Origin of the sequence: Micromonospora sp. NBRC 101691 (assembly GCF_030269285.1) — a bacterium.
Taxonomy (GTDB): Bacteria; Actinomycetota; Actinomycetes; order Mycobacteriales; family Micromonosporaceae; genus Micromonospora; species Micromonospora echinospora.
This window is the reverse complement of sequence record NZ_BSTB01000008.1, coordinates 259,865-273,287: the sequence shown is the minus strand read 5'-3', so window position 1 is coordinate 273,287 and position 13,423 is coordinate 259,865. Positions and strand designations below refer to the sequence as shown.

At 72.8% G+C, this 13,423-nt stretch carries 9 protein-coding genes and 1 pseudogene; 7 read left to right on the top strand and 3 right to left on the bottom strand.

Features of this window, described 5'->3' with window-relative positions; translation table 11 throughout:
• Nucleotides 1-246: 246 nt before the first annotated feature.
• The 5 genes and pseudogenes from QSK20_RS15685 to QSK20_RS15665 form a co-directional block, all read left to right on the top strand.
• Nucleotides 247-1,578: pseudogene (locus QSK20_RS15685) on the top strand (MFS transporter); the annotation flags it as partial.
• A 203-nt stretch (nucleotides 1,579-1,781) separates the two neighbouring features.
• Nucleotides 1,782-3,386 (top strand): pyridoxal phosphate-dependent decarboxylase family protein, encoded by a 1,605-nt coding sequence (locus QSK20_RS15680; RefSeq protein WP_285789318.1) that lies wholly within the window; start codon nucleotides 1,782-1,784, stop codon nucleotides 3,384-3,386.
• A gap of 268 nt (nucleotides 3,387-3,654) precedes the next feature.
• The gene (locus tag QSK20_RS15675; RefSeq protein ID WP_285789317.1) at nucleotides 3,655-4,233 is read left to right on the top strand and encodes an NADH-quinone oxidoreductase subunit B; all 579 of its coding nucleotides are present in this window, start codon (nucleotides 3,655-3,657) and stop codon (nucleotides 4,231-4,233) included.
• 67 nt (nucleotides 4,234-4,300) lie between these two features.
• Entirely contained in the window at nucleotides 4,301-6,235 is a 1,935-nt protein-coding gene (locus QSK20_RS15670) for a carboxypeptidase-like regulatory domain-containing protein (RefSeq protein ID WP_285789316.1), read from the top strand.
• Nucleotides 6,236-6,368: 133 nt separating this feature from the next.
• On the top strand, nucleotides 6,369-7,685 hold the full coding sequence (locus QSK20_RS15665; RefSeq protein WP_285789315.1) for a DUF2252 domain-containing protein: 1,317 nt from the start codon (nucleotides 6,369-6,371) through the stop codon (nucleotides 7,683-7,685).
• 90 nt (nucleotides 7,686-7,775) lie between these two features.
• On the opposite strand, the gene QSK20_RS15660 is transcribed toward QSK20_RS15665, so the two are convergent.
• Entirely contained in the window at nucleotides 7,776-8,822 is a 1,047-nt protein-coding gene (locus QSK20_RS15660; RefSeq protein WP_285789336.1) for a glucose 1-dehydrogenase, read from the bottom strand.
• A gap of 141 nt (nucleotides 8,823-8,963) precedes the next feature.
• Between QSK20_RS15660 and QSK20_RS15655 the strand changes: the two genes are divergently transcribed.
• Nucleotides 8,964-9,797: an NADH-quinone oxidoreductase subunit C gene (locus QSK20_RS15655; protein ID WP_285789314.1), complete on the top strand. Its 834-nt coding sequence runs from the start codon at nucleotides 8,964-8,966 to the stop codon at nucleotides 9,795-9,797.
• Nucleotides 9,797-10,759 (top strand): complex I subunit 1/NuoH family protein, encoded by a 963-nt coding sequence (locus tag QSK20_RS15650; RefSeq protein ID WP_285789313.1) that lies wholly within the window; start codon nucleotides 9,797-9,799, stop codon nucleotides 10,757-10,759. The genes QSK20_RS15655 and QSK20_RS15650 overlap by 1 nt, the downstream gene beginning before the upstream one ends.
• Before the next feature lie 108 nt (nucleotides 10,760-10,867).
• Here QSK20_RS15650 and QSK20_RS15645 read toward each other — a convergent pair whose 3' ends face one another.
• Nucleotides 10,868-12,127 (bottom strand): S8 family peptidase, encoded by a 1,260-nt coding sequence (locus QSK20_RS15645; protein WP_285789312.1) that lies wholly within the window; start codon nucleotides 12,125-12,127, stop codon nucleotides 10,868-10,870.
• Nucleotides 12,128-12,344: 217 nt separating this feature from the next.
• Entirely contained in the window at nucleotides 12,345-13,412 is a 1,068-nt protein-coding gene (locus tag QSK20_RS15640; protein WP_502888902.1) for a glutathione S-transferase family protein, read from the bottom strand.
• Between the last annotated feature and the right edge of the window lie 11 nt (nucleotides 13,413-13,423).

Here is a 13,423-nt window from a genome sequence, read left to right as displayed (position 1 = left end):
CAAGATCAAGATAAGCCTGCCGCTCGGCAGACAACTTCACCCGACCCTGAGGAGCCCGCACCCCACGCAACCCGAACACCACAACCCCTGCACACGTCAGGTGTTGCAACCACCACTAGAACCCAAGAAAGCGGTAACAGGGGTCCCCTGCTACCACCCCACCCCACCCCACCCCGGCGAACCCGCCCCGGCCCGCCCGCACCCGAGGACGTGACGACCGACACAATGTGAGTACCATTCGGCTCCATGGACGCGCCGTCGGCTGAGCTGCCCCGCCGGGTGCACCTCGGCTATGCCCTCGGCTCCCTGGCGACCGGGGCCTTCGGCACGGTGCCGGGGTTGCTGCTGCTGCCGTACCTCACCGACACCCTGGGCGTCGCGGCCGGCGTGGCCGCCCTGCTGGTGCTCCTGCCCAAGGCGTGGGACGTGCTGGTCAACCCGGTCGCCGGACGCATCTCCGACCGGACCCGGTCCCCCTGGGGCGCGCGCCGGCCGTACCTCCTCCTCGCCGGGGTCGCCCTCGGGGTGCTGTTCGCCGCGATCTTCGCCGCGCCGCTCGGCACCGGCCCGGGCGCCGCGGTGTACGTCGCGGTCGCCTTCCTCGCCACCGCGACCGCGTTCGCCTTCTTCCAGGTGCCGTACGTGGCGATGCCGGCCGAGCTGACCGGCGACTACGCCGAGCGGACCCGGCTGATGAGCTGGCGGATCGCCGTCCTGGCGGTGGCCATCCTGGTCTCCGGCGCGGTCGCGCCGCTGGTGGTGACCGCCGGCGGGGACGGCGTTCCCGGGCACCGCTGGATGGGGGTGTTCGTCGCGGCCCTGATCGTGGCGGGTGCGCTCGGCGCGTTCCTCGGCACCCGGGGCGCCCCGGCCGGCGAGGTCGGGGAGAGCGAGCCGACCCTGCGCGCGCAGCTCGCCGTCGCCGGCCGCAACCGCCCGTTCCGGGTGCTGCTGATCTGCTTCGTGGTGCAGTCGGCCGGGGTGGCGACCATCCTCGCCGGGGTCAACTACTTCGCCGACCAGATCCTGGTCGACCCGGAAACCGGGCCGACCCTGCTGTTCGCGTGCTTCGTCGGCCCCGCCCTGCTGGTCATGCCGCTCTGGACCCGGGTCGGCGCGCGGGTGGGCAAGCGCGCGGCGCTGGTCGCCGCGTCGGTGCTCTTCGCGGCCGGCGCGCTGGCGCTGGCCGCCGCGCCGGTGCTTCCCCCGGCCGTGGTCTACCCGCTGGTCGCGGCGATCGGGTGCGGCTACGCCGGGCAGCAGGTCTTCGCGCTGGCCATGCTTCCCGACTGCATCGCGTACGACACCGCGCGCACCGGCCGCCGCCAGGCCGGCGTGTTCACCGGGCTCTGGACGGCGGGGGAGACCTTCGGACTGGCCCTCGGCCCCGGCATCTACGGGCTGGTGCTCCAGCTTTCCGGGTACGTCTCCTCGGCGACCGGCTCGGCGGCGGCCCAGTCCGACACCGCCCGCCTCGGCGTGCTGCTCGGCTTCACCGTGCTGCCCGCGCTGCTGGTCGGTCCGGCCGTGCTGCTGCTGCGCCGCTACGACCTGACCGCCGAACGGCTCGCCGCCGCCGAGCAGGCCGCCGACCGAGCCACCGAGCAGGCCGCTGACGGAACCGCCGATCGAGCCACCGAGCGGGCCGCTGACGGAGCCGCCGGCCGAACCGCCGACCGAGCCACCGAGCGGGCCGCTGACGGAGCCGCCGGCCGAACCACCGGCCGAACCGCCGAGCGGCCCACCGTCGCCGACCGCGAACAGAAGGGGAGAGCCAGTCGATGACCGACGACCTGAGGACGGCTCCGGGCGACCCGGCGGACACGGCCCCGACCGACCTGCCCAAGGCGCCTCCGGGCGACCCGGCGGACGCGGCCCCGACCGACCTGCCCGAGGCGGCTCCGGCCGATGGGACGGACGCGGCCCCGTCGGCGTTGCCGCCGCGGGGCGTACCGGCGGAGCAGGTGCTCGCCGAGATCCGGGCGCTGCGCGCCGCCGACCGGCCCACCCACGGCGGACGCCTCTTCGCCTACGTCTACGACCCGGCGGTGCCCGGTCTGGACGACCTGACCAGCGCCGCCCACGCCGGCAGCGCGCACGTCAACGGGCTCGACCCGACCGCCTTCCCGTCCCTGTTGGCGATGGAGAACGCGCTGGTCGGGGCAGCGGTGCGGCTGCTCGGCGGTGGGCCGGGCACGGCCGCCCCGGACGCGGTGGGCAGTGTCACCAGCGGGGGCACCGAGTCGCTGATCCTGGCGGTCAAGGCCGCCCGGGACGCCCGCCCCGACGTCGCCGAGCCCCGGATCGTGGTGCCGGTCAGCGCGCACGCGGCGTTCGCCAAGGCGGCGCACTACCTGCGGGTGGCGCTCGACCCGGTGCCCGTCTCCCCTCGCACGCTGCGGCCGGAGGTGGCCGACGTGGCCGCTGCGATCCGTCCGGAGACGGTGCTGGTGGCCTGCTCGGCACCCTCCTACGCGCACGGGGTCCTCGATCCGGTGGAGCAGATCGCGGCGGTGGCCGCCCGGTCCGGGGTGCGCTGCCACGTGGACGCCTGCTTCGGCGGCTGGACCCTGCCGTACCTGCGTCGGCTCGGCCTGCCGGTGCCCCGGTTCGACCTCTCCGTGCCCGGGGTCACCTCGATCTCGGTGGACCTGCACAAGTACGCGTACGCCCCGAAGGGGGTGTCGGTGCTGCTCCACCGGGACGCGGCGCTGCGCGCCCCGCAGTACTTCGCCTTCGCCGACTGGCCCGGGTACACGATGATCAACCCGGTGATCGCCTCCACCCGCTCCGGTGGGCCGATCGCCGCCGCGTACGCGACCCTGCGGCACATCGGCGACGCCGGCTACGTCGAGTTGGCCGGCCGGACCGTCGAGGCGGTCCGCCACCTGGCGGCCGCGGTGCGGGGCACCGAGGGGCTGCGGCTGATGGCCGAACCCGAGTCCACCGTCGTCTGCTTCACCAGCACCGACCCCGGACTCGACCTCTTCGTCCTGGTCGACGAGCTGACCGCGCGGGGCTGGCACACCCAACCCCAGATGACGTACGGCGAACTGCCGGCGAGCGTCCACCTGACCGTCACCGCCTCGGTGGCCCCGAAGGTCGCCGAGTTCGCCCCGGACCTCGCCGCCGCGGTGGCGGCGGCCCGGGCGGTCGGCCCGGTGCGGCTGCCGGCGGAACTGCTCAGCCTGGCCGCCGGGCTCAGCCCGGACGCGCTCACGCCCGAGCTGGTGGCCGGTCTCGCCGAGGGGCTCGGCCTGGGTGGGGCCGGGGGCCTGCCGGACCGGACGGCCACCGTGAACACGCTGCTCGACGCTGCCCCGCCAGCCCTGCGCGAGCGGTTGCTGGTCGAGTTCGTCGGCCTGCTCCAACGCCCCACTTTCTGACCCCGCACCCGCCCGGCCCTGACCCCGCCCCCCGTCCGGCCTGCTTGATCGACTTGTCTTGCGGCATGTCGGGCTATCCAGGCGGGCCGAGAGCCCAACATGCCGCAACCGGAGTCGATCAAGCAGGGCGGGGGCCGCCTCCGACGCCACCCGGTTCTGACCGTCGGTGATCGGGAGTGACACGTCCCGCCGGCGCCCCGGTTGTGGCAGATCGCCGTCCCGGGACGCTGTGGTTGACTGTGGGTCGGGGCGACGGGAGGAGGCCGGGGTGCAGCTACCGGGAGTGCTCGGTGAGCCGATCCGGTTCGTGCTCAACTGGGGCCGCCGCTACTCGCTCTGGGTCTTCAACTTCGGGCTGGCCTGTTGTGCGATCGAGTTCATCGCCACCAGCATGGGACGGCACGACTTCATGCGGCTCGGTGTGATCCCCTTCGCGCACGGCCCCCGCCAGGCCGACCTGATGGTGGTCTCCGGCACCGTCACCGACAAGATGGCCCCGGCGATCAAGCGCCTCTACGACCAGATGCCCGAGCCGAAGTACGTCATCTCCTTCGGCGCCTGCTCCAACTGCGGCGGGCCGTACTGGGACTCGTACTCCGTGACCAAGGGGGTCGACCAGCTCATCCCGGTCGACGTCTACGTGCCCGGCTGCCCGCCCCGGCCGGAGGCGCTGCTGCACGGCATCCTGCGCCTCCAGGAGAAGATCGCCGCCGAGCAGTCCGGCATCGGTGGGGTGCCGCGACCGGACCCACTGGCCTCCCCGGCGGACGCCCCGTCGCCGGGCTCCGCACCGCCGCGCCCGGTCGAGTCGCTCACCGCGCCGGTGGTCCGCCCGCCCGAGCGTTGACCCGACCGGCCCGGCCGGTGGGCAACGGGGCTTTGGCGATCGTCAATCTTCGATATCGTTCCGGCTCATGAGACTCATGCGGGTGGCGGGGGCCGCCATGGCGGCGCTCGTCCTGATTCCTACGCTCGCCGCTCCGGCGGCCGCCGACACCGTCGGCTACACCGGCCTGGTCCGCGGCTCCGACGGCGTGCCGATCGTGGGAGCGTGCCTGGCCCTGCACACCTCGGCCACCGAGGTCGCGGCGGAGTTCTGCACGGACGCGACCGGTCGCTACACGATCAGCGGGTTGCCGAACGACGTCGGCTACAAGGTCCGGGTGCACGCGTCCGGGTTCCGCACGGTCTGGTGGTACGACGCACCCGACCACCGCAACGCGGAGACCGTCTGGGTCCCGGCGTACGACCTGGTGGAACGGGACGTGACGCTGGGCGTGGGCGCGGGCACGATGAAGGGGCGGATCACCGACCCGAACAACGCGCCGGCCGAGGCCACGGTCACCGTACGTACCGCCGACGACTCCTTCAGCGCGCAAACCGATACCTGGACCCTCGGCGATGGCCGGTACGAGATCGGCAACCTGGCTCCTGGCCAGTACCAGATATCGATCTACAGCAACTTCCGGGGCACCCAGTGGTTCCCCCAGCAGGAAGCCCGTGAGCAAGCCACCCTGGTCACGGTCACCGACGGCGGCACCGTCGTCGCCGACGAGCAGTGGCTGCCGCTCGGCGTGGTGGAGGCAACCGTCACCGACGCGGTGACCGGTCAGCCGGTCCTGCGGCCCTGCGTCTACGTCCACAGCACGCCGAACGGCCGACAGGCGTGTGGCAGCAACGGAACGGTCCGGGTCGACGAGGTACCAGCCGGGTGGTGGGAGGTGACCGTCTCCGGTGGCGCCTCGTACTTCCCCGACGAGTCGGGGCGACACGTCGACGTGCTCCGGGGACAGGTAGTCCGCGCGGACACCGAACTGACCCCGGCCACCGCCGCCGTCACCACCGTGCTGGACGCTGTCACCGGCGCGCCGGTCAGCGGGGTATGTGTCCGCCTGGTCGCACCGAAGTGGGTCGGGCAGTCCGCGAGGATGAAGTCGTACTGCTCGGGCTCGGACGGTCGTCTCGAGATCGGGCCGTTCAGCGGTGCGAGCACCGTGCAGCTCTACGCGTACCAGGCGCGCAATCCGTACGTCACGCCGGAGAAGTACTACGGTGCGCAGTGGGTGACCGCCAACGGAGGCAGCGGCGACCAGCGGGAGGCGCTGACCGTCCAACTGCTGGACCAGCAGACGGTCACCGTACCGCCGATCCGGATGGACCCGCCGGGCGCGATCAGCGGAGTGGTCCGCAACGCGGCCACCGGGGCGGTCGTCTCCGGCATCTGTACCTACCCCTACGCGTTCCACCCCGGCCAGGGCAACGTATTCGGGGCCAACTGCTCGAACTCGCAGGGCCGCTACACCATCTCCGACCTGGGACCGTACCGCTGGCCGGTGGAGTTCGCGCCGACCCGGAACACCGGCTACGCCTGGCAGTGGTCCGGTGACGTCGCCGACCGGTTCGACGCGACGATGACCCAGGTGACCGTCGGGGGCACCGCAACGGTGGACGCGAACCTGGTCGCCGGGGGCAGCGTGACGGGCACGGTGACCCGGGCCGACGGTTCCCCGCTCCCCGGTGGGTACGCCTGGACGTACAACGCGCGGACCGGTGACATCGCCAGCCCGTCGTACGTCAACATCGGCTCGAACGGGGTCTTCACCGTCAGCGGGCACCGTACCCAGGAGGTGAACCTGGAGTACTTGAGCTACACCGGCGAGAGCTGCTGGTACGCCGCCGAGGACGGCGAGGTCACCGCGATCGACGTGACCGCCGGCGGCACCACCACGATCGCGCCGACCATGACCACCACCTGTGGCGGACATCCGGACGGGGTGACTGCCACCTCGGGCCGCCGGGCCGGCGGGCCGACGGCAGCACCCGTACCGCGTCCGGTCAGCCCGCGCTGACCAGCGTCTCTCCAGTCGACAGGCACGGCCGGCCCGTCGGGACGCAACCCGACGGGCCGGCCGTGCCGTCGGGCGAGGGCCGGTCGGCGGGCGAAGATCAAGCAGTGGTGGCCGGGGACTAGCGTGAGCGCCCATGAGCCAGACCCTGGACCGCCGTTCCGCCCGCATCGTCGACGTCCTGATCGAGGAGTTCGGGCCGTCGATGGCCCTCGACCCGGCCGCCTTCCGGCGCAAGTTCCGCAAGATGGCCGCCTCGCCGTTCGCCTTCTACCGGGGCAGTGCCTCGCTCTTCTACGCCGACCAGGTCGGCGAGTACGCCGACGACCGGTTCCTCGACGAGCGGACCAGCCGGGTGTGGATCCACGGTGACCTGCACGCGGAGAACTTCGGCACCTACATGAACGCCTCCGGGCAGCTCGTGTTCAACGTCAACGACTTCGACGAGGCGTACGTCGGCCCCTTCTCCTGGGACCTGAAGCGGTTCGTGGCGAGCGTGGCGCTGATCGGGTACGCCAAGGCCCTCTCCGACCAGGTGATCAGCGACCTGGTGCGGGCGTTCGCCCGGTCGTACCTGACCGAGCTGCGGGCCATCGCGCACGGCGGGGACGACGCGATCGGCTCGATCACCCTGGACAACGCGGACGGCGTGCTGCGCCGGGTGCTCCAGCAGGCCCGGCTGAACACCCGGGTCGACCTGCTCGCCGCGCAGACCACCGTCGACAACTACGAGCGTCGCTTCTCCGTCGGCGACGGGGTCTACGAGGTCGACGAGGCGACCCGGGAGGCGGTCTGCCAGTCGTTCCACCGTTACCTGGACACGCTGCCCGCCTCCAGCGCCCGGCTGCGTCCGGTCGCCGCCCAGGTCAAGGACGTGGTGCTACGCAAGGGCGTGGGCATCGGCTCGGCCGGGCTGCCGTCGTACAACCTCCTGCTGGAGGGGCACACGCAGGCGTTGGAGAACGACGTCGTCATCTACATGAAGCAGGCGCAGGTGCCCGCCGTGGCCCGGCACATCGACGACGAGGGCGTCCGGGGCTACTTCCGGCACCAGGGGCACCGGACGGCCGAGTCGCAGCGGGCACTCCAGGCGCACGCCGACCCGTGGCTGGGCTTCACCGAGCTGAACGGGGTGGGCCAACTGGTCGCCGAGGTGTCCCCGTACGCCGCCGACCTGGACTGGGCCGACGTCAACGAGCCGGAGGAACTGGCAGGGGTGATCGCCGACCTGGGTCGGGCGGTCGCCCGGATGCACTCGGTCGCCGACGACGAGTCCAGCCACGACCTGGTCGACTACTCCACCGAGGAGGCGATCGTCGCCGCCGTCGACGCCGACGAGCAGGGTTTCGTGACGTACCTGGTGGAGTTCGCCCACACGTACGGGCTCCAGGCCCGCCAGGACCACCAGCTCTTCGTCGACCTGTTCCGCAACGGCCAGTTGCCCGGCCTCTGAGGTGCCCGGACGCTGAGCCCGCTCCGCTGACCCGGCCCGCTCCGCTGACCCGGCCTGCTCCGCCGACCTGACCCGGTCGGCCCGGTCGGGTCAGCGGGCGAACTCCAGCACCACCTTGATATCGTCCGGGCCGGGGCGGTACGCCTCGGCGTACGCCTCGACCGGGAGCCGGCGGGTGACCAGGCTGCCGAGCCAGGACGGGTCGGCCCGGCCGAGGGCCTCGGCGGCCAGCTCCCAGTGCCGGCGGTTGGCGTTCACCGAGCCGAAGACGACGGTGTTCTCCAGCACCATCGCCCGGTTCAGCGCGCCCGCGTCGAAGTCGATGATCCGCCCCCCGCTGGAGACACCGGTGAGGCAGACGATGCCGACCGGGGCGGCCTTGCACATCACGTCGAGCACGACGGTCGGAGCGCCGGTGCACTCCACCGTGATGTCGGGTTCGAAGTCCAACTCGTCGACGGTGCTCGTGTGGTACGTCGCGCCGAGCGCCCGCACCAGCGTCGGTTTCGGTCCGGTCGGGGCACGGTCCAGCACGTGCACGGTCAGCCCGCGCTGGCTGGCCAACAGTGCGGCGAGCAGGCCGATCGGACCGGCCCCGGCGACCAGTACGTTCTGCGGCTGCCACTCGGTCCGCCGGCTGATCCGGTCGATGTGGTCCCACGCCTTGGCCACCACGCTGGCCGGTTCGAGGAGCACCCCGACGTCGGCCAGGCGGGAGTCCAGGCCGATGGCGAACTTCGGGGAGACCCGCCAGCGGTCCCGGGCGAAGCCGGGCAGCGCCTTGATGCCGTGTTCGGTGTAGCGGCCGTTGCGGCACATGTCCCACTCGTCGACCGCGCAGTTGGCACAGGGCACGGGGTCGGGGTGGCGGACGATCCCGGCGACGAGGTCGCCGGGGTGCAGGGTGCCGGTCGGGTCCTCCAGCACCCGGCCCAGCGACTCGTGCCCGATCACCAGGCGGTCGGCCCCCGGCGGCACCTCGCCGTACTCCCCGGCGACGATCTCGTGGTCGGTGCCGCAGATGCCCACGGCGAGCGCCTCGACCAGGATCGCCCCCTCCTCGGGGTCCGGTTCCGGCCAGGTGTCGTCGAGTCGCAGGGAGTCCGCCACCCCGGGTGCCACCGTTATCGCCCGCACCACCCGATCCTCCCCGTTCCCACCTCCGCGCACGTCGCGTTACCGCAGTTGATCATCAAGGTGGCTGCGTGGCGTGCCACCAACTCCATGATCAACGGATGGGGGCGGGTGCGGGGGTCGGGCGGGCCATAGGATCGGGGCATGGAGGCGGAGGGAGTCGGGCGACGGCTGGTCGAGCTGGTCGCGGACGAGGCGGCGGTCGCGGGCATCTCCGGCGGCCAGGCGTACGCTCGCGCGACCGTCGACGTGCCGCCGGCGCGCTGGCGGGACGCGCTGCGCGCGGCGCGGGACGACGCGGAGCTGGCCTGCGACTTCTTCGACTGGCTCTCCGCCGTCGACGAGCTGGACGCCGGCTTCGACGTGGTGGCCCATCTCTGGTCGACCACGCGCCGGCACGGGGTCCTGCTACGCACCCGGGTGCCCCGGGAGGCCGCCGAGGTGGCGTCGGTGGTGGACGTCTACCCCGGCGCGGACTGGCACGAGCGGGAGACGCACGAGATGTTCGGCATCGTGTTCGCCGGGCACGAGGGACTCCGCCCGCTGCTGTTGCCGCCGCAGTTCGAGGGGCATCCGCTGCGCAAGGAGTTCGTGCTCGCCTCCCGGGTGGCGAAGCCGTGGCCGGGGGCGAAGGAACCGGGCGAGTCGGAGGCCGGTGGTGGCCGCCGGGCCGTCCGCCCGCCGGGCGTCCCCGCGCCGGGGGAGTGGGGTTCCACGCCGACCCCGGCCGGCGCCGGTGGCGTCGGGGAGGGGCCGCGCGGCGGCGCACCCGCCCGCCCGGCCCGCCGCCCCCCGGGCGACCGGCCGCCCCGGGGCGACCGACCGCAGCGGCCTGCCGCCGGCGACCGACCCCAGCGGCCCGCCGCCGGCGACCCACCGCCGCGCCCTGCCGCCGGCGATCCGCCCCAGCGCCCTGCCGCCGGCGACCCACCGCCGCGGCCCGCGCCCGGTGACGGTGACGGCGGGGGTGCGCGCTGATGCCGCTCTGGCTGGAGCTGACCCTGCGGGTGGTCGGGGTGCTCGCCGCCTTCCTGGTCCTGCCGCTCGTCGTGGGGCAGGCCGAGCACAAGGTGATGGCCCACATGCAGGGTCGACTCGGCCCGATGTACGCCGGTGGCTTCCACGGCTGGGCGCAGCTCGTCGCCGACGGCATCAAGTTCGTGCAGAAGGAGGACGTCACCCCGCGCGCGGCGGACCGTCCGGTGTTCCGGCTGGCCCCGGCGGTGGCGCTGGTGCCGTACCTTCTCGCCCTGCTGGTGATCCCGCTCGGCCCCGGCGACCTGGTCGGGCAGCCGCTGGACATCGGCCTCTTCTTCGTCCTGGCCGTGGTCGGGGTCGGCGTGGTCGCGGTGCTCATGTCGGCCTGGGCGTCGGCCAACAAGTACAGCCTCCTCGGCGGCCTGCGCGGCGCCGCCCAGCTGCTCGGCTACGAGCTGCCACTGGTGCTGGCCGCCGCGTCGGTGGCGATGGCGGCCGGCACGCTCAGCCTGCCCGGCATCGTCGAGGCATGGCAGCCGTGGTGGCTGCTCTGGCAGGCCCCCGCGATGGTGGTGTTCTTCGTCGCCGGGCTCGCCGAGATCCGGCGTCCTCCGTTCGACATGCCGATCGCCGACTCCGAGCTGGTCTTCGGCTACATGACCGAGTACACCGGCCTGCGGTTCGCCTTCTTCCTCCTCGCCGAGTACGTCGGCATCGTGGTGATCGCCGCGCTGACCACCGTGCTCTTCCTCGGTGGCTGGCAGGGCCCCTTCGGCGACGAGTACCTCGGTTGGCTCTGGACGCTGCTGAAGGTCTTCGCCGTCTCGTTCGTGATCATCTGGCTGCGGGTGTCGTATCCCCGGCTCCGGGAGGACCAGCTCCAGCGCCTGTGCTGGCTGGTCCTGGTGCCGGTCGCGCTCGGCCAGCTCGTCCTGACCGCCGCCGTCCGGGTGGCGACGTGAACCGGGTCGCCCGCTGACGCTCGGCCGGCAGGAAGGTGCCCCGTCTCCGCAGGGAGGCGGGGCACCTTCCGCCAGCCGGCCGGGCGGGCGCCCGACCGGCCGGGGTGGTCACGGAGCGGCGTAGAGCAGGCGGTTCGGCGAGCCGGTGCCCGGGTTGATCACGACGCCTGTGGTGGCGGCCGTGATCAACGCGCTCTTGGCCGTCGCGATCGAGGCCGTGGGGTTGAGCTGCCGGTACCGGGCCAGCCACCCGGCGACGTGCGGCGCCGCCATCGAGGTGCCGGACCAGCCGGAGGCGACCGCGGTGTTCGAGGCGATGCCGGCCGAGGTGATGCTCACGCCGGGGGCGAAGATGTCGACGCACGTGCCGTAGCTGGAGAACGAGGCCCGGGTGTCGGTGGAGTCGGTCGCGGCGACGGTCACGCCCCGGGACGAGCGCGGGCCGTTCGTGCAGGCGTCGGTGTTGAAGTTGTTGGCGATGAAGACCGTGTGCACGCCCTCGTCGATCAGGTTCTCCACGGCGGTGTTCGGGGTGGTGCCGTAGCCCTGGAGGCTGAAGTTCGCCACCGAGACCGGGTCGTGGTTGGCGGCGATCCAGTCGATGCCCTCGATCAGGTCCGACGTCCAGCCGGTGTTGTCGCACTGGAGGACCCGTACCGCCTTGATCGTGACGGACTTGGCGACGCCGTACGTCGCACCGCCGACGGTTCCGGCCACGTGCGTACCGTGACCGTGGCAGTCGTTGGTGCCGTTGCCGTCGCCGACCGCGTCGTAGACCCCGCTGGCCCGGGTGCCGAAGTCGACATGGGTGGCCCGGATACCGGAGTCGACCACGTAGACCGTGACGCCGGAGCCGGTCGAGGTGTACCCGAAGCTGTTGTTCAGCGGCAGGTAGTGCTGGTCGATGCGGTCCAGCCCCCACGACGGCGGGTTCGGCTGGGTGGCCTGCGTCGACACGTCGCTGGTCAGGCCGCCCCGGATGCGGGTGTCCCGCTCGACGTACGCCACGGCGGGGTCGTTGCGCACCGCGGCGAGGGCGGCCGGGGGCAGGTGGGCCGCGTACCCGTCGAGGACCTGCGTGTAGCGGGTCAGCACGGTGCCGCCGGCCCGTTCCGCGACGGAGGCGACGCGCGCCTGTGCGGTCCGTGCGGCCCGGTCGGTGCCGGCCGGCGAGTCGGAGAGCACCACGATGTACCGGTCCGGCGCGGCCTCCGGCCCGCCTGCCCGCAACGGGGCGGGCACGGGCCGTTCCGGCGTCGCCGCACGCGGGGCTGCCGCCGCCGGAGCGGTGACGGCGGCCACGAGCGCACCGACGACCATGCCGGCCAGTACGCCCCGGCGTACCGTTCTGCCACCTGGCTTCCGCAAGGTTCGATCCTCCTCAGGAATCGTCGTCCACAGTGGACACCGTGGTCGGACGTCGGCCGACGCAAGCCGGCCGAATCGCCAACAATTCGATCAGGTTCGATTGAACGTTATGTTAAGGCGCGAGGAATGTCGATGTCTTTGCGGTGTTTCGGATGCCTGTGGAACCGCCCGCCCCACCCGGACGACCAGGCGGGGCGGGCGGATGTCCAGGGACGTGTCAGCCCAGCGGGGTGTGCGCGGGGTCGACCCGCTCGGCCGCCGGGGGCGGCGGGGGCGGGGTACCGTCACCGAACGGACGCCCGCCCAGTTCCTCCCGGCCGTGCGGGCTCAGCCAGTTCGCCAGGTCCGGCCCGAGCGGCACGACCCCGGTCGGGTTGATGTCCCGGTGCACCTCGTAGTAGTGCCGCTTGATGTGGTCGAAGTCGACCGTGTCGCCGAAGCCGGGAGTCTGGAACAGGTCCCGCGCGTACGCCCACAGCACCGGCATCTCGGTGAGCTTCTGCCGGTTGCACTTGAAGTGGCCGTGATAGACCGGGTCGAACCGGACCAGCGTGGTGAAGAGCCGCACGTCGGCCTCGGTGACGGTGTCCCCGACGAGGTAACGCTGGCCGGCCAGCCGGTCGCTCAACCAGTCCAGCCGATCGAAGAGACGGCGGTACGCCCGCTCGTACGCCTCCTGGCTGCCGGCGAAGCCGCACCGGTAGACGCCGTTGTTGACGTCCCTGAACACCAACGCGTTGACCTCGTCGATCTCGGCGCGCAACCGGTCCGGGTAGAGTTCCGGGGCACCCGGCCGGTGGTGCGCGGTCCACTCCGTGGACAGGTCCAGGCTCATCTGCGCGTAGTCGTTGGTGACCACCTGCCCGGTCGGCTCGTCCACGATCGCCGGCACGGTGATGCCCCGGTCGTAGCCGGGGAAGCGCTTGAAGTAGGACTCGGCCAGCCGTTCGACGCCGAGCACCGGGTCCCGGCCGTCCGGGTCCAGGTCGAAGGTCCAGCTCCGCTTGTCGTGCGTGGGGCCGGCCACCGCCATCGAGATGGGCTCCTCCAGGCCGAGCAGCCGCCGGACGATGATCAGCCGGTTCGCCCACGGGCAGGCCCGGCTCACCGCCAGCCGGTACCGGCCGGGCTCCACCGGATAGCCGTCCCGCCCGTCGGCGGTGATCCGGGTGGCGATGTAGCGCTGGTCGCGGGTGAACTCACCTCCCGGCTCGACGTACTTGCCCCCGGTCCGCTCCAGGACCTCGTCGTCGCTCGTCGTCGAGCCGCTGCCGGTGTCGCTCACGTCGCCCCCTC